Below are 23,619 nucleotides of genomic sequence, written 5' to 3'. Positions count from 1 at the left end.
AATTTACTCTTCCTCGTCTTCTTCAGGAATAATATTAATAGATGGTTCCCTTAACACCTCTTTGTTGGCGATGCTACGTTCTAAGGATAATAATAAAGATGGCAATAGTAGTAAGTTTGATAACATAGCAAAAAGTAGGGTGGCAGACACTAAGGCTCCTAATGCCACTGTGCCACCAAAACTGGAAATGGTAAATACAGAAAACCCAAAAAACAATACAATAGAAGTATAAAACATGCTAACTCCTGTTTCACGTAAAGCACCATAAACCGATACTTTGATTTTCCAATGATTTGCTTGTAACTCTTGTCTGTATTTAGCCAAAAAGTGAATGGTATCATCAACCGAAATACCAAAGGCTATGCTAAAAACCAGTATAGTGGAAGGTTTTATTGGAACGCCTAAATAACCCATTAAACCTGCTGTAACAAGTAGTGGAAGTAGATTTGGAATCAATGAAACAATAATCATTCTTCCAGACCTAAACATATAGGCCATGAATAACGCGATTAATAAAATGGCCAATGATAATGAAATAGCAAGGTTTTTAACCAAGTATTTTGTTCCTTTTTGGAATACCAAGGCTTTACCCGTCATGGTAACATTATATTGTTCTTTCGGGAATACTTTATCTATTTTAGTTTGTATATTTTCTTCAATCCGTTCCATTTTATCCGTGCCAATATCCTTCATAAAGGTGGTAATGCGAGCGAATTGTCCTGTACTATCTACAAAGTTTTTAAGTAAATCAACATTTGAAGATGAGTTTTTCGCATAGGATAAAATAAAGCTATTTTCTTGTAAGGTTGGTAATTGATAAAATTTGGGGTTACCGTTATAATATGCTTGTTTCGAATATTTAACCAAACCAACCACCGATATAGGTTTTGATAATTCAGGAGTTTCAGCAATCAAATCCTCTAGTTCTTCCATACGTTTTAGGGTAGAAAGTTTCATAACACCTTTCTTACGTTTGGTATCAATCATAAATTCTAAAGGCATTATGCCATTAAACTCTTCTTCAAAAAAGCGAATATCATTGACAAATTTTGAATCTTGAGGCATATCTTCAATTAAGCTACCTGAAATTTTTATTTGATAAATCCCTATAATACTAACTACCAATAGAGCTACTGACGTTATATAAATAGCTATTCTTTTTTGCCTTACCATGTGTTCCATCCAATCAACAAAACCTCCAATCCAACGCTTGTTAAGATGCTCTAAATGCCGATCTTTAGGATAAGGTAAAAACGTGTAAATAATTGGAATAATAAGTAAGCATAAAATGAAAATAGCTAAAATACTTAATGAGGCTACAATGCCAAATTCCTTTAAAAGTTTACTTTCCGTCAGTATAAAGGTTGCAAAACCAGAAGCTGTAGTTACGTTAGTCATTAAAGTGGCATTGCCAATTTTAGTAATAACGCGCTGTAACGATTTTACTTTGTTGCCATGTAATTTAACTTCATGCTGATATTTATTAATCAAAAATATACAGTTGGGAATACCAATTACAATAATGAGAGGTGGAATAAGTGCGGTTAAAACAGTAATTTCATAATTTAATAAACCTATAATACCTAGTGTCCACATCACACCAATACAAACTACGATAAGCGAAATGAAAGTGGCTCTAAAAGATCTAAAAAAGAAGAAGAAAATAAGAGACGTAACTAATAAAGCCGCTATAATAAATTTGCCAATTTCATCCACAATATTTTGAGAATTTAAAGTGCGGATATATGGCATTCCAGATATTCTTACATCTAAATTATGGGTGGTTTCAAAATTATTTATAGTAGGTATTAGAGTATTGATAACAAAGTCTTTTCTTGCCGATGTATTTACGATATCCTTATTAAGGTATATAGCAGTTCTAATGGTTTTTGATTCTTTATTAAAAAGAAAATTGTCATAAAAAGGATACTGTTTAAAAAGTTCGTTTTGTAAAGTTTCAATTTGTGTTGAGGACTTAATAGAATCTTTGATGAAAGGTTCTAAAGTAAACTTTTCATTTTTTGTGTCTTTGATAAGTTTTTGGAGGTCTTTAATGGAAACAACAGTTTCAACAGCATCATGCTTTTTAAAATCGTTTGAAAGTTTATTCCAAGCATTTAGTTTTTCAACAGTGAAAAGTGTGCTGTCTTTAACCCCTAAAACAATCAAATTACCTTCTTCTCCAAAGGTTTTTAAAAAACGGGTATAAGTAACATTAACCTCATGATCATCGGGCAATAAATTAGCCTCGGTATAGGTAAAGCGCATGTTTTCCCATTTCTGGCTAAACAGAAAAGTGGCTAAAAGGATACCTGCAAGAATGATGATTTTGTTACGTAAAATCAATCTTGCGATAACATCCCAAAAGGTGTTAGTAAAAAGTTTAAACATGCTACGGTTAAAAGTTGCGCAAAGGTAGAAAAAACAAGTATATTACCTTATAAAGAGACGTTAAATGTAAACTTAAAAGCAATATTATCGCTAAATTCTGGTAAGTGATAAGCACCATATCTGTAAGTAAAACTTAAACCAAAGCCAAAAAGTAATTTATTGATTTCAAAACCAGATTCTGTGTATCCTTTTTTAAGAGATTCAAAACTTATGTTTTGGTGCCTTTCAGGGTTTTCTATGTCGCCAATAGCATAGCGTGTAATTAGCACCATTTGTGGTTTATAACGTTGAGATATATTGAATGGTTTTAAAAAATGTTTTAGCTGAATAGTAGTAAATTTATCTGAAAAAAATTCATTGAAAAACATGGTTTCAAAACTATTTAATCCAGCAACCGAAAATCTTTGAAGAATGGTTTCTTTTGTAATATTATTAGGGTAGGCATGATATAAATGTGTTAATGGCGTATTTCCATAAGCAATCCCAGAAACTAATGTAATTTCAGAAAACATATTGTTTTCATCACCAAATTTATGGATGGTTCTAAAATCAATTTTTGAAAAATTAAAATCACCACTCATAACATCTTTAAAACTTTTTGTATATTGAAAAGTGAATTTTGGATAACCATCTTTCATGTCTTTTTCTAAACCCTCTACCTCATCAAAAGGGCTCCATTGAAAGGCTATTCTAGTTGTAGCTAAATCAAAATTCTCAAAAGTATTTCCTTCAATATTGAAACCGTATGCATAAGTTGGGTCAATTTTACTCAATGCAAATTCTGTAGAGGTTAATAATTTTAGAGATAGCTCATGTTCCAAATTAACAGCTTTTGTAATGTGCTTGTGAAACAAATCGATGTTTAATAAACGGGGTTCAAAAAACTGGAAGAAGCGTTTATCGGTTAAAAACTTTGTGCTTCCCGTTTCTTGTAAATCATCTGTATAAGAAAGGTTTAACCAGGTATTTGTTTTTTCAGAAAGTCTAAAACCACCTCCAATACTGTATTTAAAACGATGGTCTCTAAATCCATAAACCACATAACTGTTAATTCGGTATTTTTCTGAGAAAGCATCATTCGTTTCAATACCAATACCAGTTCTTATACCTTCGTACTGATTGAATTTTATTAAATAGCGTAAATCAAAATTAAAATATCTAGTTGGGAAAAAGCCGTTACCAAGTTGTTTTAAAAACTCACTTTTTTTAAGGGAATCTTGTTCGGGTTCATATGGTGTTTCTATTAAAGACTGTGTGTGTACTAGTGTCGTACAAAAAACAAATAGAAATAGAACGAGGTATTTATACATTAATTGGGCCAACTAGGGGTTTAAAAAAAGCGACTAAATTGTCGCTTTTGAATATTAAACGGTCATGATTTCCTTTTCTTTGTTTTCGAAAAGGTCATCAACCTTTTTAACGTACTTATCAGTCATTTCTTGCACGTCTATTTCGGCATTCTTTTTTAAATCTTCAGAGATATCATCATTTTTCTTAATCTCGTTATTGGCATCTTTACGAGCTGTTCTAATACTAATTTTTGCTTCTTCAGCTTCTCCCTTTGCTTGCTTTGCCAAGTCTCGTCTGCGTTCTTCTGTTAAAGGTGGAACATTTATTATAATGGTTTCTCCATTATTCATAGGGTTAAACCCTAAGTTTGCATAGGCAATACCACGCTCAATTTCTTGTAGCATACTTTTTTCCCAAGGTTGAACAGTTATGGTTCTTCCATCGGGGGTATTAACATTAGCTACTTGATTTAAAGGTGTTTGCGACCCGTAATAATCTACCATAACACTGCCAAGCATTGCAGGACTTGCTTTTCCTGCTCTAATGTTAACAAATTGTTTTTCCAAGTGCTTTATGGCATTATCCATAGCCTCTTTAGCCGTGTCTAATATAAATTGTATGTCTTCGTTCATTGTTTAAACTTTTTTGTGTATCAAAGTTTCAAAAATTACGCCAAATTAAACATTAACTTCTGTCCCTACTTTTTCTCCAGAAACAACTTTAAGCAAATTACCTTTCTTGTTCATGTCAAATACAATAATAGGAAGCTCATTTTCTTGACTAAGAGTAAAAGCGGTGGTGTCCATTACTTTTAAACCTTTGCGTAAAACTTCATCAAAAGATATAAAATTAAATTTAATTGCTTTTTCATCTTTCTCAGGATCGGTGTTGTAAATTCCATCAACACGTGTTCCTTTTAGGATCACATCTGCTTCAATTTCTATAGCCCTTAAAACCGCAGCTGAATCTGTTGTAAAATAAGGATTTCCTGTACCACCTCCAAAAATTACAACTCGTCCTTTTTCTAAATGGCGCATGGCTCTTCTTCTAATAAAAGGTTCGGCAACCTCATTGATTTTGATAGCTGATTGTAGCCTTGTTGCTATACCAGCATCTTCCAAAGCGCCCTGCAATGCTAATCCATTTATAACAGTAGCTAGCATACCCATATGATCTCCTTGGACTCTATCCATTCCTTTGCTAGCACCGGCAACACCTCTAAAAATATTTCCACCTCCAATAACAATAGCAACTTCCACGCCTTTATCTGTAATCGTTTTAATGTCTTGAGCATATTCTGCTAATCGTTCTGGATCTATGCCATATTGACGCTTTCCCATTAAAGCTTCGCCAGATAATTTTAGGAGTATTCTTTTATATTTCATAAGTAGCATTGAAAGTTTAACAAATATAAACAATATCTTAATTTGCTAAAGTGGTTTTTTTATATAAAAAACCACTACGCTCTTTTAATGAAGTAGTGGCTTGTTATTCTGATTTTCTCTTTGAGAAAAGAGCTTTTGTGTTATCCTACTGATACTCGTTTGAAACCAGTAATTTCAACTTCTCCGTAAGACGACACATATTTAGCAACGTTTATTTTATCATCTTTAATGAAAGTTTGATCTAATAAACATTTTTCTTGATCTAAAGTTGTGTTATCGGAGATGAAACGAGCCATTTTACCTGGTAAAATTTTATCCCAAATTTGCTCTGGTTTACCTTCTGCTTTTAACTCAGCTTTTGCAGTTTCTTCAGCTTTTGCTAAAACCTCAGGAGTTAATTGGGCCATAGAAATATAGCTAGGAACATTTTTTAATGTTTTACCTAAACGAGCCAACTCTTCATTATCTTTTTCAATTATTGCTATTCTTGCTTCCGTTTCTGAGGCGATAAAAGCAGGATCAAAATCTTTATATGATAAGGTGGTTGCTCCCATTGAAGCCACTTGCATAGCTACATCTTTAACTAAGGTCTCAGCATTATTCACTTTTGAAGATAACCCAACTAAAGCAGCAATTTTATTAATGTGAACATAAGAGCCCACATAAGGTGCCTTTAATTTTTCAAAACTAGTGATATCTAGTTTTTCACCAATAACGCCAGTTTGCTCGGTTAACTTATCGGCAACTGTCATACCACCGAAATCCGCCGCTAAAAATTCTTCTTTTGTATTGTAGTTTAAAGCTAATTCAGCCAAATCGTTGGCTAAGGATACAAAATTTTCGTTTTTTCCAACGAAATCAGTTTCACAACCTAGAACAATGGCTACGCCTTCGGTTTCATCAGCATTTATTTTCGCTATAGCAGCGCCTTCAGAAGACTCTCTGTCAGCTCTTTTTTCAGCTACTTTTTGTCCTTTTTTACGCAGAACTTCAATGGCTTTATCAAAATCGCCTTCAGCTTCTACTAAAGCTTTTTTGCAATCCATCATTCCTGCACCAGTGGCTTGTCTTAATTTATTTACTTCAGCTGCTGTAATTTTTACTGTAGTACTCATAATTATTATAATTTAAAAAAAGTCGTTTAATTTAATTTCAAAAAAGAAAAGAACTAAACGACTTTTATATGTTTTGTTAACGTTATTTATTCTTCTTCTTCAGATGTCACAGCTTTTTTAGCTGCTTTTTTAGCTTTTTTAGGCGCTTCATCAGAATCTGAACCTTCTTTTTCGGCTTTGCGTTCTGCTAAACCTTCTGCTATTGCTGATGTTACATGAGATAAAATTTTATCTATTGATTTAGAAGCGTCATCGTTTGCTGGGATAACATAATCAACTTGACGTGGGTCTGAGTTGGTATCTACCATTGCAAAAATTGGAATGTTTAATTTTTGAGCTTCCTTAATCGCGATATGCTCACGTTTAATATCAACAACAAACAAAGCACCTGGTAAACGAGTCATATCACTTATAGAACCTAGGTTTTTCTCTAACTTTGCTCTTAAACGATCAACTTGTAAACGCTCTTTTTTAGATAATGTCATGAAAGTTCCATCTTTTTTCATTCTATCAATGGAAGCCATTTTTTTAACAGCTTTTCTAATAGTAACGAAGTTAGTTAACATTCCACCTGGCCATCTTTCAGTGATGTAAGGCATGTCGATAGCTCCAGCTTTTTCAGCAACAATATCTTTTGCTTGTTTTTTGGTAGCAACAAATAAAATTTTTCTACCGGAAGATGCAATTTTCGCTAATGCATTTCCAGCTTCTTCAATTTTAGCTGCTGTTTTGTATAGGTTTATAATATGGATGCCGTTGCGTTCCATATAAACGTAAGGAGCCATGTTCGGATCCCACTTACGTGTAAGGTGACCAAAGTGTACACCTGCTTCAAGTAATTCTTTTACTTCTACTGCCATTTTTGTAATAGTTTACGTTCTGTTGAATTAGCAATGATTAAGTGGTCATTAAAAAAATTCGCCTTAACCATTTAGATGCTAAACTAAATCCTGTCTTTTGGACTAGGACAACAATAACTAGTTTAATTTTTTTTAATTTGGTATTAACGTTTAGAGAACTGGAATTTCTTACGCGCTTTTTTCTGTCCGAATTTTTTACGCTCTACCATTCTAGGATCTCTTGTTAACAAACCTTCTGGTTTAAGCGTTAATCTGTTTTCAGCGTCTACTTCGCACATTGCGCGAGATAAGGCTAAACGAACAGCTTCAGCTTGTCCAGTAATACCACCTCCATATACATTTACTGTAATATCAAAGTTGCCGTCATTGTTAGTCATAACTAAAGGTTGCTTTACTTTGTACTGTAAGGTAGCTGTAGTAAAGTAATTAGCTAAGTCTTTTTTATTAATTGTAATGTTACCTTTTCCCGGGGCAACATAAGCGCGTGCAACAGCCGTTTTCCTACGGCCAATTTTGTGAATTACGTCCATTAATTGAATTCGTTTAAGTTAATCGCTTTTGGTTTTTGTGCTGCATGAGCATGCTCTGAACCAACAACAACTGTTAGATTACGGAATAAATCGGCACCTAATTTGTTTTTAGGCAGCATTCCTTTAACTGATTTTTCTACTACTCTTGATGGGTCTTTTCCAAACAATTCAGTAGCAGTTAAACTTCTTTGACCTCCTGGATATCCAGTGTGACGAATGTACGTTTTATCGTTCCATTTGTTACCAGATAAACTAATTTTTTCTGCGTTGATAACAATGACGTTATCACCACAATCAACGTGAGGTGTGAAGTTTGGCTTGTGCTTACCTCTTAAAAGTTTTGCAACTTTAGAGGCTAAACGACCAAGCGCCTGACCTTCAGCATCAACCAAAATCCACTCTTTATTTACAGTAGCTTTGTTTGCTGAAATCGTTTTGTAGCTTAATGTGTCCACACTTATAATTTTTTCTAATTAAACATTCCTCTCTCAAAAAGAGTTTGCAAATTTACGATAAACTACGGGATTACCAAATCTAGAATACGTTTTTTTATTGTTGAAAATCAGATAACTACTATCTAAAAAAATTAATGACTAAAAGTAGCACGTTGCAACCGGTCGTTTATGGATTTTCCTAAACCAAAATCCGGTAATTTTTCAGCAATAATAATATCTAAATTTTGATGATCTAACTCATGTAAAGCACTATACAAATTAGAAGCGGCCTCAACTAAATCTCCGTTTTTAGATAACGTAATTACATATTTTATTGAATCATTTTTAATGATGTTATTAAAAACAAGTATACCTATTCTTTTACCTATATATTTATTTAATTCTTCGGGAATATTAGTTGTTAAGATGGTTTTTGTAGTAGGGGCATAGTGACGTGCTAACATGCCAGGCGCATCAGGCTTGAGTTCTTTTTTGTTTTTTATAGATATTTTTCCAACCACAGATTCGATTGCTTCAATGGAAATAGAACCCAAACGATACACTACAGGTATTTCGTTTTCAAAACCAATAATGGTAGATTCAATACCGTTTTTGCATGAACCGCCTTCTAAAACCATTTTAATATCCTCTTTAAAATAGTTTTCCACATGTTTAGCGGTAGTAGGGCTAATGCTTCCAAAAGGGTTGGCGCTAGGAGCTGCGAGCGGAAAATCAAGAGATTGTAATAATTCTAGTGTTACGGGATGATTTGGAACACGAACCGCTACCGTATCTTTTCCTGCTGTTATTAAATCTGGGATACCGGGTTGTTTTTTTAAAACCAACGTTAAAGGTCCAGGCCAAAATGCAGTTGCTAGGTGCATTGCTTTTTCAGGAATGTCCTTCGCAATGTTATTTAAATAATTAATTGAAGGAATGTGAACAATTAAAGGGTTAAAAAAAGGACGTTTTTTAGTTTCAAAAATAGTATTAATAGCTTTTTCACTATAAATATTTCCAGCTAAGCCATAAACTGTTTCTGTAGGAATGGCAACCAATTCTTCATCCTTTAAGATGTTAACTGCTTTGGAAATATCTGATGATATAATACTCATAACTAAACAAAATGCCTGCAAAAATAGTTAAAAAATGAGTTATTAATGTGCTTCCAACCAATTGTTTCCAGATCCTAAATCAACATCCAAGGGAACTTCCAGTTTGTATGCATTTTCCATTTCCATTTTAACTAGCGATTTTATAGTATCCAATTCTGGCTTATAAACATCAAAAACCAATTCATCATGTACTTGCAATAACATTTTTGTTTTGTAATTACCAGCTTCTAGTTTGTTGTAAATATTTATCATGGCAATTTTTATAATGTCGGCAGCACTACCTTGAATGGGCGCATTCACCGCATTACGTTCGGCAGCGCTACGAACCACCGCGTTGCGGGAATTGATGTCCTTTAGATAGCGGCGTCTTCCTAAAACCGTTTGCACATAACCATGATCCCGAGCAAAATCGACTTGCTCACTTATATAACTTTTAAGTTTTGGATAGGTAGCATAATAAGTGTCTATCAATTCTTTGGCTTCACTTCGTGATAAATCGGTTTGATTGCTTAATCCGAATGCAGAAACCCCATAAATAATACCAAAATTGACGGTTTTGGCATTGCTTCGTTGTTCACGAGTCACATTTTCAATGGGCACATTAAATACTTTTGATGCGGTGGAAGCATGAATATCTTCACCGTGCTTAAATGCATTGATCATGGTTTCCTCTTTGCTTAGAGCCGCAATGATGCGCAATTCTATTTGAGAATAATCGGCCGATAGTAAAGTGTAATCATCATTTCTAGGAATAAATGCTTTTCTTACCTGACGACCTCGTTCCGTTCTAATGGGTATGTTTTGTAAGTTCGGGTTATTGCTACTTAAACGTCCCGTGGCGGCCACAGTTTGCATATAATCAGTATGTACGCGTCCTGTGCTGGCTTCAACCTGTGTTGGTAAAGCATCCACATAGGTGCTTTTTAGCTTGGCTAATGTTCTGTACTCTAAAATGTGTTTGATTATCTCATGGTCTTTGGCGAGGTAGCTTAAAATATCTTCGGAAGTGGCATATTGTCCTGTTTTGGTTTTTTTGGGCTTATCCACCAATTTTAATTTATCAAATAGAATATCGCCCAATTGTTTTGGTGAGGCTATATTAAATTCTTCACCAGCTTCTTTGTAGATGTTTGTTTCTAAATTTTTAATATCGTTATCTAACTCTTCAGAAAGCGAGTTCAAGAATTCTTTATCAAGTTTAATGCCTTCTAATTCCATATCGGCTAAAACTCTAAGCAACGGAATTTCAATGTCATCAAACAATTTTTGGGTGTTGGCTTCGCCTAATTCTTTCTCAAAATGCTCTTTAAGTTGAAGGGTGACATCGGCATCTTCGACAGCGTATTCGGTTTGTTTTTCCAAAGGCACATCGCGCATTGATAATTGGTTCTTTCCTTTCTTTCCAATTAATTCTTCAATGGAAATGGGGGTGTAATTCAAATAGGTTTCAGCCAATACATCCATGTTGTGGCGCATATCAGGATTGATGAGGTAATGGGCCAACATGGTATCGAATAATTTGCCTTTTACTTTGATGTTATATTTTCGAAGAACCTTGATATCATATTTTAAATTCTGACCAATTTTTTCAATGGTTTCACTTTCAAAAAATGGGCGTAATTGTTCTATTAATTCTTGAGCATCATCTTTATTTTCTGGAAACGGTAAGTAAAACCCTTTACCAACTTCCCAAGAAAAAGCAATACCCACCAATTCGGCAGTTATGGGATCTATGCCAGTAGTTTCAGTATCAAAACACACACTAGATTGCTTCATTAAATTTTGAATAAATAGCTTGGTCGCCAATCCTGGTGCAATACTTTGGTAAAGGTGTGAAGTTGTTTCAGAAGTGTTTCTGGAACTTTGAGTAGAAACAATAACATCCTCATTGCCTTGGGCATCAAACAAAGAAAATTGACCAGCTCCAGCTGATGGTTTTGAAGTTTTTGGTGTTTTTGAGTTTTCTTTAGAAGGAGTTTCTTCTGTATCGGTTTCGGCAGATGAATCTTCAACAGCAAATGTTTTTTGAAAATTGGATAATAATTGACGAAATTCCAGTTCTTGAAAAATCTTGGTTACTTTTTGGATATCGGGATGATCCAACTCAAAGTCTTTGGCATCAAATTCTACTGGAACATCCAACATAATGGTGGCCAGTTTTTTGGAGAGCATGCCCAATTCTTTGGAAGCCTCAATTTTCTCCTTCATTTTGCCCTTAAGCTCATGCGTATTGGCAAGTAAGTTTTCCATACTTCCATATTCTGCAAGTAGTTTTTTGGCTGTTTTTTCACCCACACCTGGTAGCCCGGGGATATTATCGGAGGAATCGCCCATCATTCCCAAAAAGTCAATGACTTGCAAAGGGTCATCTACCTCAAATTTTTTCTTCACTTCCTCAATGCCCCAAGTTTCATAACCACCTCCAAAAACTGGGCGATACATAAAAATATTGTCACTTACCAACTGCGCAAAATCTTTATCTGGGGTTACCATAAATGTTTTATAACCCTCTTTTTCGGCTTGTTTTGATAAGGTGCCTATAACGTCATCGGCTTCGAACCCTTCCTTTACCATAATAGGGATATGCATGGCTCTTAGGATTTGTTCAATGTAAGGAACCGCTACTTTTATCGCTTCCGGAGTTTCATCTCGGTTGGCTTTGTATGCTTCAAACATTTCAACTCTATCGGCACTTCCACCTTTATCAAAACATACGGCTAAATGGTCTGGGCGTTCCCGCTTTATCACATCCAAAAGCGAGTTCATAAACCCCATAATGGCTGAGGTGTCAACTCCTTTTGAGTTGATTCTTGGGTTTTTTATAAAGGCATAATAACCACGAAAAATAAGGGCATAAGCATCTACTAAAAAAAGGCGTTTTTGATCGGACATGGATTTGATTTTGATAGAAAACCAAAACTACAAAAAGTTAATCGTAAAACAGCGTTTTATGCTATTTGGATTTCTAACTTCAAATAAAACCTTAACAATTAGTTAAATAAAATCTACTTGGGGAGTATAAATTTATAATACCATTATCTTTGAAAAAAAAAGAGGTATGCTACGTTGGATTATTTTTTTAGTTGTTTTTATAATAATAGACTTATATGCTTTTCAGGCATTTAAAACAGTTACAAAAAACAACTGGTTACACGGATTATATTGGCTCATCACTACATTGGTTATTGCTAATTTTGTGTTTCATTATTACGGTTTCAATAGGCGAGATGGATTTTCTCATGCCCATGCATTTGCTTTTGGATTTTTAGTGGCTCTAATAGTACCTAAGATAGTGATGTTGGCCATCATGTTAAGTGAGGATATCTTTAGATTACCTCAAGCTCTATTTAGATATTTTACCGAAGGTGAGACGGCCAAAGGCAACTATTTTGCGTCTAGAAGACAGTTTATAAGCAAGATGGCTTTAGGTATTGCAGCGATACCATTGGCATCCATTATCTATGGTATTTATAAAGGGAAATACAACTACAAGGTTTTTAAATATACCCTACATTTTGAAGATTTACCCGAAGCTTTTGATGGTTATAAAATTACGCAAATTAGTGATATTCACTCAGGTAGTTTTGATAATATAGATAAAGTTAAATACGGCGTTGAATTAATAAATGAACAACAAAGCGACGTCATATTGTTTACTGGTGATATTGTTAATAATATTACCGAGGAATTAGTCCCTTATAAAACGGTTTTTAATAAACTTAAGGCAAAGGATGGTGTTTTTTCAGTTTTAGGCAATCATGATTATGGGGATTATGTGTATTGGGATTCAGATGAAGCTAAACATAAAAATCTAGAGGATTTAAAAACGCTTCAAAAAGAAATGGGTTTTGATTTGTTGTTGAATGAAAGCAGGTATTTAGAAAAAAACGGACAAAAAATTGCTTTGGTTGGTGTTGAAAATTGGGGAGCTGGCGGATTTAAAAAAGCGGGGGATTTAAAGCAAGCTGCTGCTGGGATAAAAAAAGATGATTTCAAAATATTGATGAGTCATGATCCATCACATTGGGAAAAAGAAGTAATTAATGATGATTATCACTATCATTTAACCTTAAGTGGCCATACGCATGGGATGCAATTCGGTATTGAAATTCCGGGTTGGTTTAAGTGGAGTCCTGTAAAATGGCGCTATAAATATTGGGCAGGTATTTACAAAGAAATGGGTAAGTATATAAATGTAAACAGAGGTTTTGGTTATTTGGCATTTCCGGGGCGTGTGGGGATTTGGCCAGAAATCACCGTTATTGAGCTTAAAAAGACTACAAATAACGCATAATTCGGAAGAAATGCTATATTTGTATTAGCACATTTGACTAATAAAAATAAAGTATGTCAAAATTTGGAGAACTTATAGATGTTGACATTCCTGTATTGTTAGATTTCTACACAGAATGGAATGAACAATCGGAAGCTATGCATCTTACTTTAAGAGATGTTGCGGCGGCTCTGGGTGATAAAGCTAAAGTCATTAAAATTGATGTTGAAAAAAACGAAGAATTAGCTGAAGCCTTGCGTGTAAAAACTTTACCAACTCTCATTATTTATAAGGATGGTGAGATGAAATGGAGGCAAAGTGGCGAGCAAGATGCCAACACGCTTATTGGGATTATTCAGAAATATATTTAATATTCCAAAGACTTAAATTGAAATCCTTTACCATTAAAATAATCCAAAACTTTTGGAAGTGCATATTGCATATTTTTTGACGCCTTAATGCTATCGTGAAATACTACAATACTGCCGTTTTTAGCTTTTGAGGTAACATTATTCAAACACAGTTCTGGTGTTATACTCTTATCCCAATCAAAAGATAGTACATCCCACATAATGATTTTGTATCCCAAACTTATTAAAGTTTTGCCTTGTTTTGGGGAAATTTGTCCATAAGGAGGCCTAAAAAGATTGTTGATTGTAGATTGACGATTTGCAATTGAAAATTTTTCTTTATGAGAATCAATTACTTTTTTTGCTTCAGTGATATTATTTAAATAATCTTTTGTTTTGGTTTTCCAACCTTTAATATGATTTTGGGTATGGTTTCCAATAGTATGCCCATCGTTTAAAACATTATAAAAGATATCGGGGTGTTTTTCAATATTATCTCCAATACAAAAAAAAGTAGCTTTGGCCTTATAAGCCTTTAATGTTTTTAGAGTCCAATTGGTTATTTCTGGGGTTGGACCATCATCAAATGTTAAATAAATAACCTTATCATTGGCAGGGATATCCCAAACATAATTTGGGAATAATTTTTTTGCGACAATGGGTGTTTTTATGGGTGTAAAGGTCATACCTTCTTCCTTGTTAATTCGATGTATCGATTGACCTCAAACCACTATCTGTAGGGATATCTTTGTCGGTTCTTATTTCATCTTCGTTTTCATCATCACCATAAAAATGTTTAAAAGCCCTTAAGTAATTATTAAAAACATTACCTTCGGTTTTAGCAAACTCAATATCATATTTTAGCAAGACATCAATAAGTCCTTTATAACGTTGAATATCAGTGTAAATATCTTCAAATAAACGCTCTTGATTATCAATCTTTAAACTACTATAATAAGCTAGGTTTTCTTGATATTTTTTAGCCACATCCTTAAATAAACGTTGCGCTTTCTCTTTGCTGTCTACTTCATAATAGGTGCTAATGAAAGGTTCTAAAAGCGTGTAATATCCAAAGTATTCAACTGGCATGTTTTCCATGGCAATATCTGCGATTTCCTCAGCCTTATTCAGTTTGTCCTCATTAATTAATTGCTCTGCCAAACGCGCTAGGTTACCACGATACGTAATAGAGTTTTTACGAGTTTCAACATCATGATAAATATTAGAACTACCGCTGTTTCCCCAATCCCAATTTTTTACTTTTTCATACATTAAATCACTATCAACGCGGCCCATATCAAAGGGGTTTGCTCTATCAACAGGGGTTCTAATGGGCACCAATTTATAACACATACCGTCTAATTGCAAGTAGTCTTTCATCCAGATATAATCATCATCACCAAAACTGCCTCCAGTAAAATAAATGGGACGTTTCCATTCGTTGTTGGCAACAATATCAAGCATAAGCAATCTGTTTTTATAAAGTGCGCCACCTTTTACTTCAATATCAATATGAGGTACTATTTCGTCTGTGTCTTCAGGTTTAACAATTCCAGATTTTAGAGCGTTTTCCTTGTTTACAGGAATTCGTAGAAAAGGCGTTGGCATATAAGTTGAGTTTAAATCTTGGCTTCGAACTTGTGATAAATCAACACCTTCTTGTTGCAAAATATACTTGTATTTTGTTCTGGGATTATCACTGGCAACAAAATCTAAAAATTGTTTTACTTCTAAGGTGTCTTTAATAACAGGTTGGATAATGATATAATCATTAGTGCCATACTTATATAAATCGTGTGAGAGTTGTGAAGGAATAGGATCACTTTCATAAGCCTTACGTTTCATTTGGTCAATATACCAATCTGTTTGAAATAAACTGGTATTAACCACGCGAACATCAGTTCTATAGCCTTCAATTTCTTGAGCATACCATAAAGCAAAAGTGTCATTATCACCAATGGTAAATAAAATAGCATTTTCAGCACAAGAGTCTAAATACATTTTAGCCATGGCTTTGGCCGTGTATTTGCCAGAACGATCGTGGTCATCCCAATTGTTGGCCGCTAAAATACCAGGAACTAAAATTAGGCAAATTATAGCTGTTACTGGAGCTAGTAATTTTTTAGAGATTTTATTTTTTAAAGCATCATAAATACCATAAACACCAAAACCTATCCAAAGGGCAAAAACATAAAAGGAACCCACTACCGAGTAATCACGTTCGCGTGGTTCAAAAGGGCGCACGTTGGTGTACACTTGAATGGCAATTCCCGTAAATAGGAAAAAAACCAGCATGACCCAAAATAGTTTTTTGTCTTTATTAAATAAGAAAAAGAAGCCTATAAGACCTAAAATAAGAGGTAATAAATAATAAGTGTTTAGTGCTTTATTGTTTTTAACATCACTTGGTAAATTATCTTGCGAAAATCCTAAATGCCATTCATCTATAAATTTAATTCCTGTAATCCAATTTCCGTGATTATCATATTTTCCTTGAATATCATCTTGTCTTCCAGAAAAATTCCACATAAAATAACGCCAATACATATAGCCCAATTGATATTCAAAAAGATAAGCAATATTGCTAGCTAAGGATGGCTTTTCAATTTCTATGTAACTTTTAAAACGCTTTAAGAAATTATTGTAATCTTCATAATCTACATTGCCTTGCGCGACTTCTTTTTTAAATTGGGAAATAGCAGAACGCAATTCGTTTTCCATTTGATATTCTGGTTTCAGTTTAAAATCCAAAAAACCAGAAAACATCATGTAGTTTTCAGCATGCTCTGCACTCCACATACGAGGTAAAATGGAAGCGTGTTTGTGATTGTAATTTTGTTTAGCGTTTTTATAATCGTTAACTACTACGTATTTGCCTTTTTCGTAATCTTTTTCATATTTAGGCTTATCATCTACATACGGATTGTTTTCATCCAAATATGCATATTGATCGGTAAACTGGGGGCCATAAAACAGATGTGTTTCAGGGTATTGCTCTAGGTTGTAATAAGCCAGCAATTCTCTCGCACTTGACGGATTATTTTCATTAATCACCACATTGGCATTTGCCCTTATAGGTAACATCAACCAAGTAGAAAATCCAATAATCACAAACGTTACACAAAGAATTCCTGTGTTTAAATGAACAAAACCTTTTTTTCTAGTAAACCGTAAGGCATAGTTAATTAAAGCCACTAAAACGATACCGGCTATGATAGAACCTGAATTGAATGGTAAACCAATGCTATTCACAAAAAAGATTTCAGAAATACTGAATATTTTAAGAATATTTGGTGCTAACAATTTGAATATAAATAGTAAAACAGCTACAGAAACCACATTGGCTACAATAAAGTTTTTAATGGTAATGGTTTTGTAATTTTTAAAGTAGTAAATAAGTCCAATAGCTGGTATGGTTAATAACCCCATAAAGTGCACTCCAAAAGATAAACCAATAATGAAAGCAATTAAAACCAGCCAACGATTACCGCGGGGTGTATCCATGTCTTGTTCCCAGCGTAAACCTAGCCAGAATAATATGGACATAATTAAAGTTGCCATTGCGTAAACCTCCGTTTCAACGGCATTAAACCAAAACGAATCGGTAAAAGCAAACGCTAAACTGCCTACTAAACCACTACCTAAAATAGCCATGGCTTTAGGTTGGGAAAGTTCTTTATGGCCAGTTAATTTTTTCAACAATAAAGTAATAGTCCAGAACATAAACAATATGGTAAAAGCACTGGAAACAGCACTCATCATATTCATCATCCATCCAATAAGTTCATTATTGCCAAAAGTAAAAATGGAGAAAAATGCACCTATCATTTGGAATAATGGGGCTCCTGGTGGATGGCCTACTTGAAGTTTAGAAGATGTTAAAATATATTCACCGGCATCCCAAAAGCTAACGGTAGGTTCAACGGTTAAGGTATATGTAATAAGCGCTATTAAAAAAGAGAACCAGCCTAAAATAGTGTTCCATTTTTTATAGTTGAAATGTGCCATGTATGTCTATGTTTGTTTGCTTTGGCGAATTTAGCAATAAATCTGTTAACGCAAATGTTTTTAAGTAAACGTTAAGTTTTGATGATTATTTTTCAAAAAAATACTTGTGAAAATAAAACTTTGTACTAAATTTGCACCCTCAATTACACATTGGCCCATGGTGTAACTGGCAACACGTCTGGTTTTGGTCCAGAAGAGTCTAGGTTCGAGCCCTAGTGGGCCAACAATAATTGTAAATCCTAATCATTAATTTGATTGGGATTTTTTATGAAATGTTGGCCTGTAAGTTTTTCCCCAGCGCAGTTAAACGAAGAATATTTGGTTAATAAAACTTTTTTATATTTTAAAGGTAATTACAGGTCTTTTGGCGTGATTAACCAAATCCTCACTAATACTACCATTAAAGAAATGAGATATACCTTGTCTGCCATGGGTGCTCATACCTATTAAATCTGCATTTAAGGTTTTCGAAAAATTCATAATACCTTTTTCAATACTTATATCATTGTAAATATTCATGGTGTAATTTGAAAAATCGAAAGAGTTAGCGAAATTCTCAATTCTATTTTGGGCATCGTTGGTTGTTATAAATTTTGCAGGTGTTATAACCATTAGCAAATGTATTTTTGCACCCAATGTTTTGGCAAATTTCAAAGCTTTTTCATAAGTTTTTTTGCTCTCATCTTTGAAGTCTGATGCAAAAACAAAATCATTTACATTAAAAGTTTTATGCTCATTTTTAATAACCAAAACCGGTGTTTCTGAGGTGCGAACCACTTTTTCGGTATTGCTTCCTATAAGCATTTCCCTTAATCCGCTTACACCGTTGGATCCCATAATTATTAAGTCTATATGATGTTTTTTACAAGTTTGAAAAATACCTTTGAATATTTCATGAAAATCTACAATTTCGTGAATAATTAAGCCATCTAAGTATTTTTTGTCCTTAAGTTTTTCAAACTTTTGATGTGCCAATTTCATAAAAAATACAGCTTCAGGTAAACTACTGTAGGAACTTATGGGGTCTACCTCTTGTAAAGGTATTTCAAGGATGTGCAACAAATAAATTTCACAATCGTGTTTTTTTGCCAATTGTGCTGCTACTTTTAGGGCATTTTCTGCTTGTTCAGAAAAATCGGTTGGGACTAGAATTCTTTTCATATGTTCATTTAGTTTAGAACTTTGTAAAGATGTTATTCACAAAACATTTTTTTACTTATGCGGTTTTTCAGGTTTTGTGCAATTCAAATTTCATAAGCAAGTTACATCTAAATTTATAAAATATTCCTTTAAAAATCAATAAAATGTTATATCTTTGCACCGTTGAAAGGCAAAATTAAGGATTCGAGGGGACACAAAGTCCCCTCTTTTTATACTGAAAATGTTTAAAACCAAAGTTACAAACTTACTGGAAGCAGCACTAGAAGAAAGATCAGATTTATTTCTTATTGATTTCTCTATAAAAGGCGACAACCATATTATGGTGGTTATTGATGGAGATAATGGGGTTTTAGTTGAAGATTGCATGTTTATAAGCAGAGCCATTGAGCATAATTTAGATAGAGAAGAAGAAGACTTTTCTTTAGAAGTTATGTCAGCTGGAGCCACCGCACCATTGGTTCATAAAAGACAGTATATAAAGAATTTAAAAAGAACACTGGAAGTAAAAACAACTTCAGACAAAATGGAAGGAACCCTTGCAAAGGCTACCGACAACGATATTACATTAGAATGGAAAGTTAGGGAGCCTAAACCCGTTGGTAAAGGTAAAATAACTGTAAAAAAGGAGGCGAAAATCGCTTACCCAGATATTGTAGAAGCAAAAGTTATGATTAAATTTTAATTCAAAAAGAGTTATGGAAAATATCGCGTTAATTGAATCTTTTTCTGAATTCAAAGACGATAAGCTCATTGACAGAGTAACGTTAATGGCCATTTTAGAGGACGTTTTTAGAAGTGCCCTAAAGAAGAAGTATGGTGATGATGATAATTTTGACATTATTGTAAACCCTGATAAAGGAGATTTAGAAATATGGAGGAATAGAGTGGTAGTTGCTGATGGAGAAGTGGAAGAACCAAACCAAGAAATATCATTATCGGAAGCTCGCAAAATAGAACCAGATTTTGAAGTGGGCGAAGATGTGTCTGAAGAAGTGAAGCTTGTGGATTTGGGAAGACGTGCTATTTTGGCTTTACGCCAAAACCTAATTTCTAAAATTCATGAGCATGATAACACCATAATCTATAAGCAATTTAAGGATTTAGTCGGGGAGATTTACACAGCCGAGGTTCACCATATTCGCCATAGAGCCGTAATTTTGTTGGATGATGAAGGCAATGAAATCGTGCTTCCAAAGGACAAACAAATCCCTTCTGATTTTTTCAGAAAAGGGGACAACGTAAGAGGTGTTATTGATAGTGTGGAGCTTAAAGGTGCAAAACCAACCATTATCATGTCAAGGACCTCACCTTTATTTTTAGAAAAATTATTTGAACAAGAAATTCCAGAAGTTTTTGATGGTTTAATCACTATTAAAAATGTTGTTAGAATACCGGGTGAAAAAGCTAAAGTGGCTGTAGATTCTTATGATGACAGAATAGACCCAGTTGGGGCCTGTGTTGGTATGAAAGGATCAAGAATTCACGGTATCGTTCGTGAATTAGGGAATGAAAATATCGATGTTATCAATTATACCAACAATTTACAATTATACATAACCCGATCATTAAGTCCGGCAAGGGTAACTTCCATAAAAATTGATGAAGAGACCAAGCGTGCAGAGGTTATTTTAAAACCTGAAGAAGTAAGTAAGGCTATTGGTAGAGGTGGTCATAACATTCGTCTGGCTGGACAATTAACGGGTTATGAGATAGATGTATTTAGAGAAGGAGCTGAAGAAGATGTTGAGTTACGAGAGTTTTCTGATGAAATAGAAGGCTGGATTATTGATGAATTCAGTAAAGCTGGCTTAGACACTGCTAAAAGTATTTTAGAACAAGAGGTCGAAGATTTGGTGAAAAGGACAGATTTAGAAGAAGAAACAATTAAAGACGTTATTAGAATTTTAAGGGAAGAATTCGAAGAATAACATATATTTGAGTATTTTAAGGGCAATTTATGGCTGAAACAATAAGATTAAATAAAGTATTACGCGAGCTTAACATCTCTCTGGACCGTGCTGTAGAATTTTTAGATTCTAAGGGTGTCGAGATAGAAAAGCGTCCCACAACAAAAATTTCTGAGGAAACTTACAAAATTCTTTCAGATGAATTTGAGACGGATGCTAACAAAAAAGTGAAGTCGCAAGCAGTAAGTGAAGCAAAGCTAAAAGAAAAGGAAGATTTACGTATCAAGCGTGAGCAAGAAATAGAAGCTAGGCAAAAGGCACAAGAAGCTGTTGAAAAGGCCCAAAAACAAGACATAGTTAAAGCTTCAAAAATACTTACAGGCCCTAAGCAAGTTGGAAAAATTGATTTAGAACCGAAAAAAGCGGAAGAAAAATCAATTGATTCAAAACTAGAACCTGTAAAGCCCCAAGAACAAGCTCCCAAAGTTGAGATTAAGAAAGCTGAGGAAAAACCAGAGTTGGAAAAACCAAAACCAAAGCAAATTATTGTAGATGGGGAATTGGTGACACCAGAAGAGAAAGTTGAAACTCAATATAAAAAACTCAGTGGACCAACCATTGCAGGCGATAAAATTGATTTAACTCAATTCAATAAACCCAAGAAGAAAAAAGAAGAAAAGAAGCAAGAAGCAAAATCTGGTGATCCATCTTCTGCAAATAAAAGAAAACGTCGTCGTATCAGTAAAGCAGGGGGTCCGCAAGACAGTAAAAGGGAAACGACAAATAAAACTAGCGGGAATGATAGGTTTAAAGGTAAACCAGGTCAAGGTCGTAGGAATATCGTTAAAGAAGAGCCTAGTGAAGAGGATGTGAAAAAACAAGTGAGAGAAACACTTGAAAAACTCCAGGGAAAATCCACTAAAGGTAAAGGTGCCAAATACAGAAGGGATAAAAGAGATCAACACAGGGAACAAACTGAAATTGATCAACAACTAGAAGCAGCTGAAAGCAAAATACTAAAAGTAACTGAATTTGTTACAGCGAGTGAAGTAGCGACTATGATGGATGTTAGCGTTACTGAAATTATTTCCGCATGTATGTCCTTAGGTATGATGGTTACGATGAACCAACGTTTGGATGCAGAAACACTTTCTATTGTAGCCGAAGAATTTGGATACCAAGTGCAATTTGTAACTGCCGATATTGAAGAATCTATTGAAGTTGTTGAAGATAAACCAGAAGATTTAAAACCACGTGCACCTATTGTAACTGTTATGGGTCACGTAGATCATGGTAAAACATCTCTTTTGGATTATATTCGTGAAGAAAATGTAATTGCTGGTGAATCAGGTGGTATTACTCAACATATCGGTGCTTATGGTGTTGAATTGGAAAATGGTCAAAAAATAGCATTTTTAGATACACCAGGTCACGAGGCCTTTACAGCGATGCGTGCTCGTGGAGCGCAAGTAACAGATATTGCTATTATAGTTGCGGCTGCAGATGATGATATTATGCCACAAACTAAAGAAGCTATTTCGCACGCACAAGCAGCAGGAGTACCTATCGTTTTTGCCATAAACAAAATTGATAAGCCCGATGCGAATCCTGATAAGATCAAAGAAGGATTGGCTCAAATGAATTTGTTGGTTGAAGATTGGGGAGGTAAAATACAATCGCATGATATATCAGCTAAATTTGGAACTGGCGTAAAAGAATTATTGGAAAAAGTGTTGCTTGAAGCTGAACTATTAGAGCTTAAAGCAAACCCGGATAAACCAGCAACAGGAACGGTTGTTGAGGCATTTCTAGACAAAGGACGAGGTTATGTGTCTACTATCTTAGTACAGGCAGGAACGTTACGTGTTGGCGATTATGTTCTAGCCGGGCAGCATAGTGGTAAAGTAAAAGCGATGCATGACGAACGCGGCAATGATGTTCATGAAGCCGGTCCGTCTACACCTGTATCTATTTTAGGTTTGGATGGTGCGCCTCAAGCAGGTGACAAGTTCAACGTATTTGCAGATGAACGTGAAGCGAAACAAATTGCGGCTAAAAGAGCCCAATTACAGCGCGAGCAGTCTGTAAGAACACAGCGACATATTACACTTGATGAAATTGGTCGACGTATAGCCCTTGGAGATTTCCAAGAGTTGAATATCATTCTTAAAGGCGATGTGGATGGTTCCGTTGAAGCATTGACCGATTCATTCCAAAAATTATCTACTGAAGAAATCCAAGTGAATATTTTACATAAAGGGGTTGGAGCCATCACTGAAAGCGATGTATTGTTAGCTTCAGCATCCGATGCTATTATTGTTGGATTTAACGTGAGACCAGTTGGAAATGCAAGAGCTATTGCAGATAAAGAAGAAATTGATATTAGAACTTACTCAATCATTTATGATGCTATAAACGATCTTAAAGATGCTATGGAAGGCATGTTATCTCCGGAACTTAAAGAAGAGATTACAGGTACAGCTGAAATTAGGGAAATCTTTAAAGTATCTAAAATTGGAAGCATTGCTGGATGTATGGTTACAAATGGTAAAATTTTCAGAACATCTAATATTAGATTGATTCGTGATGGGGTTGTTGTATTTACAGGCGAATTGGCTTCCTTAAAACGATTTAAAGACGACGTAAAAGAAGTTGCCAAAGGTTATGACTGTGGTATGCAAATTAAAAACTATAACGATATTAAGGAAGGTGATGTCATTGAAGCCTTCCATGAAGTTGAGGTAAAAAAGAAATTAAAATAGTACCCTAGTGACATAAAAAAAGCGCCCATAATAGGCGC

At 34.5% G+C, this 23,619-nt stretch carries 18 protein-coding genes and 1 tRNA gene; 6 read left to right on the top strand and 13 right to left on the bottom strand.

The window, feature by feature from the left end; all coding sequences use genetic code 11:
* Positions 1-3: 3 nt before the first annotated feature.
* The 10 genes from ABD963_RS01220 to polA form a co-directional block, all read right to left on the bottom strand.
* Positions 4-2,391: an efflux RND transporter permease subunit gene (locus ABD963_RS01220; RefSeq protein ID WP_345275114.1), complete on the bottom strand. Its 2,388-nt coding sequence runs from the start codon at positions 2,389-2,391 to the stop codon at positions 4-6.
* A 47-nt stretch (positions 2,392-2,438) separates the two neighbouring features.
* Positions 2,439-3,701 (bottom strand): hypothetical protein, encoded by a 1,263-nt coding sequence (locus ABD963_RS01215; RefSeq protein ID WP_345275113.1) that lies wholly within the window; start codon positions 3,699-3,701, stop codon positions 2,439-2,441.
* A gap of 54 nt (positions 3,702-3,755) precedes the next feature.
* Positions 3,756-4,313: a ribosome recycling factor gene (frr, locus tag ABD963_RS01210; RefSeq protein ID WP_345275112.1), complete on the bottom strand. Its 558-nt coding sequence runs from the start codon at positions 4,311-4,313 to the stop codon at positions 3,756-3,758.
* Between the two features lie 45 nt (positions 4,314-4,358).
* Positions 4,359-5,066 carry a UMP kinase gene (gene pyrH / locus ABD963_RS01205; RefSeq protein ID WP_345275111.1) on the bottom strand — a complete coding sequence of 236 codons (708 nt, stop codon included), beginning with the start codon at positions 5,064-5,066 and terminating at the stop codon, positions 4,359-4,361.
* Positions 5,067-5,206: 140 nt separating this feature from the next.
* Positions 5,207-6,181, bottom strand: a complete 975-nt coding sequence (gene tsf / locus ABD963_RS01200) for a translation elongation factor Ts (RefSeq protein ID WP_345275110.1) — start codon at positions 6,179-6,181, stop codon at positions 5,207-5,209.
* Between the two features lie 86 nt (positions 6,182-6,267).
* Positions 6,268-7,041 carry a 30S ribosomal protein S2 gene (rpsB, locus tag ABD963_RS01195; RefSeq protein ID WP_345275109.1) on the bottom strand — a complete coding sequence of 258 codons (774 nt, stop codon included), beginning with the start codon at positions 7,039-7,041 and terminating at the stop codon, positions 6,268-6,270.
* A gap of 143 nt (positions 7,042-7,184) precedes the next feature.
* Positions 7,185-7,571, bottom strand: a complete 387-nt coding sequence (rpsI, locus tag ABD963_RS01190; protein ID WP_345275108.1) for a 30S ribosomal protein S9 — start codon at positions 7,569-7,571, stop codon at positions 7,185-7,187.
* Positions 7,571-8,026 carry a 50S ribosomal protein L13 gene (gene rplM, locus ABD963_RS01185; RefSeq protein ID WP_345275107.1) on the bottom strand — a complete coding sequence of 152 codons (456 nt, stop codon included), beginning with the start codon at positions 8,024-8,026 and terminating at the stop codon, positions 7,571-7,573. Before rplM ends, rpsI begins: the two co-directional genes overlap by 1 nt.
* A 131-nt stretch (positions 8,027-8,157) precedes the next feature.
* Positions 8,158-9,120 (bottom strand): L-threonylcarbamoyladenylate synthase, encoded by a 963-nt coding sequence (locus ABD963_RS01180; protein ID WP_345275106.1) that lies wholly within the window; start codon positions 9,118-9,120, stop codon positions 8,158-8,160.
* A gap of 42 nt (positions 9,121-9,162) precedes the next feature.
* Positions 9,163-12,012 (bottom strand): DNA polymerase I, encoded by a 2,850-nt coding sequence (gene polA, locus ABD963_RS01175; protein WP_345275105.1) that lies wholly within the window; start codon positions 12,010-12,012, stop codon positions 9,163-9,165.
* Positions 12,013-12,178: 166 nt separating this feature from the next.
* Here polA and ABD963_RS01170 point away from each other — a divergent pair, with 166 nt between their 5' ends.
* Together ABD963_RS01170 and ABD963_RS01165 are read left to right on the top strand one after the other, a co-directional pair.
* A complete protein-coding gene (locus ABD963_RS01170) occupies positions 12,179-13,414 on the top strand; it encodes a metallophosphoesterase (RefSeq protein ID WP_345275104.1) in 1,236 nt (411 codons plus the stop codon).
* A gap of 53 nt (positions 13,415-13,467) precedes the next feature.
* Positions 13,468-13,764 carry a thioredoxin family protein gene (locus ABD963_RS01165; protein ID WP_345275103.1) on the top strand — a complete coding sequence of 99 codons (297 nt, stop codon included), beginning with the start codon at positions 13,468-13,470 and terminating at the stop codon, positions 13,762-13,764.
* Here the strand turns inward: ABD963_RS01165 and ABD963_RS01160 are convergent.
* Together ABD963_RS01160 and ABD963_RS01155 are read right to left on the bottom strand one after the other, a co-directional pair.
* Positions 13,761-14,429: a polysaccharide deacetylase family protein gene (locus ABD963_RS01160; RefSeq protein ID WP_345275102.1), complete on the bottom strand. Its 669-nt coding sequence runs from the start codon at positions 14,427-14,429 to the stop codon at positions 13,761-13,763. The two genes, ABD963_RS01165 and ABD963_RS01160, sit on opposite strands and share 4 nt — an antisense overlap.
* A gap of 13 nt (positions 14,430-14,442) precedes the next feature.
* A complete protein-coding gene (locus tag ABD963_RS01155; RefSeq protein ID WP_345275101.1) occupies positions 14,443-17,751 on the bottom strand; it encodes a glycosyltransferase family 117 protein in 3,309 nt (1,102 codons plus the stop codon).
* A gap of 151 nt (positions 17,752-17,902) precedes the next feature.
* On the opposite strand from ABD963_RS01155, the gene ABD963_RS01150 reads away from it, so the two are divergent.
* Positions 17,903-17,975: transfer RNA gene (locus ABD963_RS01150), tRNA-Gln, on the top strand.
* 112 nt (positions 17,976-18,087) lie between these two features.
* On the opposite strand, the gene ABD963_RS01145 is transcribed toward ABD963_RS01150, so the two are convergent.
* Positions 18,088-18,912 carry a universal stress protein gene (locus tag ABD963_RS01145; protein WP_345275100.1) on the bottom strand — a complete coding sequence of 275 codons (825 nt, stop codon included), beginning with the start codon at positions 18,910-18,912 and terminating at the stop codon, positions 18,088-18,090.
* A 220-nt stretch (positions 18,913-19,132) separates the two neighbouring features.
* On the opposite strand from ABD963_RS01145, the gene rimP reads away from it, so the two are divergent.
* The 3 genes from rimP to infB are packed head-to-tail and all read left to right on the top strand — an operon-like array spanning position 19,133 to position 23,581.
* Positions 19,133-19,594 (top strand): ribosome assembly cofactor RimP, encoded by a 462-nt coding sequence (rimP, locus tag ABD963_RS01140; protein ID WP_345275099.1) that lies wholly within the window; start codon positions 19,133-19,135, stop codon positions 19,592-19,594.
* Positions 19,595-19,607: 13 nt separating this feature from the next.
* Entirely contained in the window at positions 19,608-20,840 is a 1,233-nt protein-coding gene (gene nusA / locus ABD963_RS01135; RefSeq protein WP_345275098.1) for a transcription termination factor NusA, read from the top strand.
* A 29-nt stretch (positions 20,841-20,869) separates the two neighbouring features.
* Positions 20,870-23,581 (top strand): translation initiation factor IF-2, encoded by a 2,712-nt coding sequence (gene infB / locus ABD963_RS01130; RefSeq protein WP_345275097.1) that lies wholly within the window; start codon positions 20,870-20,872, stop codon positions 23,579-23,581.
* Positions 23,582-23,619 lie beyond the last annotated feature (38 nt).

The organism is Litoribaculum gwangyangense (genome assembly GCF_039543505.1).
In the GTDB taxonomy this organism is placed as follows: Bacteria; Bacteroidota; Bacteroidia; order Flavobacteriales; family Flavobacteriaceae; genus Litoribaculum; species Litoribaculum gwangyangense.
Note: the sequence above shows the minus strand (reverse complement) of the source record. Positions and strands in the feature narration are given on the sequence as shown.

Coding starts and splice junctions, on each gene's coding strand:
- ABD963_RS01220 (WP_345275114.1), bottom strand. CDS start 2,391: ATGTTTAAACTTTTTACTAACACCTTTTGGGATGTTATCGCAAGATTG.
- ABD963_RS01215 (WP_345275113.1), bottom strand. CDS start 3,701: ATGTATAAATACCTCGTTCTATTTCTATTTGTTTTTTGTACGACACTA.
- frr (WP_345275112.1), bottom strand. CDS start 4,313: ATGAACGAAGACATACAATTTATATTAGACACGGCTAAAGAGGCTATG.
- pyrH (WP_345275111.1), bottom strand. CDS start 5,066: ATGAAATATAAAAGAATACTCCTAAAATTATCTGGCGAAGCTTTAATG.
- tsf (WP_345275110.1), bottom strand. CDS start 6,181: ATGAGTACTACAGTAAAAATTACAGCAGCTGAAGTAAATAAATTAAGA.
- rpsB (WP_345275109.1), bottom strand. CDS start 7,041: ATGGCAGTAGAAGTAAAAGAATTACTTGAAGCAGGTGTACACTTTGGT.
- rpsI (WP_345275108.1), bottom strand. CDS start 7,571: ATGGACGTAATTCACAAAATTGGCCGTAGGAAAACGGCTGTTGCACGC.
- ABD963_RS01180 (WP_345275106.1), bottom strand. CDS start 9,120: ATGAGTATTATATCATCAGATATTTCCAAAGCAGTTAACATCTTAAAG.
- polA (WP_345275105.1), bottom strand. CDS start 12,012: ATGTCCGATCAAAAACGCCTTTTTTTAGTAGATGCTTATGCCCTTATT.
- ABD963_RS01170 (WP_345275104.1), top strand. CDS start 12,179: ATGCTACGTTGGATTATTTTTTTAGTTGTTTTTATAATAATAGACTTA.
- ABD963_RS01165 (WP_345275103.1), top strand. CDS start 13,468: ATGTCAAAATTTGGAGAACTTATAGATGTTGACATTCCTGTATTGTTA.
- ABD963_RS01160 (WP_345275102.1), bottom strand. CDS start 14,429: ATGACCTTTACACCCATAAAAACACCCATTGTCGCAAAAAAATTATTC.
- ABD963_RS01155 (WP_345275101.1), bottom strand. CDS start 17,751: ATGGCACATTTCAACTATAAAAAATGGAACACTATTTTAGGCTGGTTC.
- ABD963_RS01145 (WP_345275100.1), bottom strand. CDS start 18,912: ATGAAAAGAATTCTAGTCCCAACCGATTTTTCTGAACAAGCAGAAAAT.
- rimP (WP_345275099.1), top strand. CDS start 19,133: ATGTTTAAAACCAAAGTTACAAACTTACTGGAAGCAGCACTAGAAGAA.
- nusA (WP_345275098.1), top strand. CDS start 19,608: ATGGAAAATATCGCGTTAATTGAATCTTTTTCTGAATTCAAAGACGAT.
- infB (WP_345275097.1), top strand. CDS start 20,870: ATGGCTGAAACAATAAGATTAAATAAAGTATTACGCGAGCTTAACATC.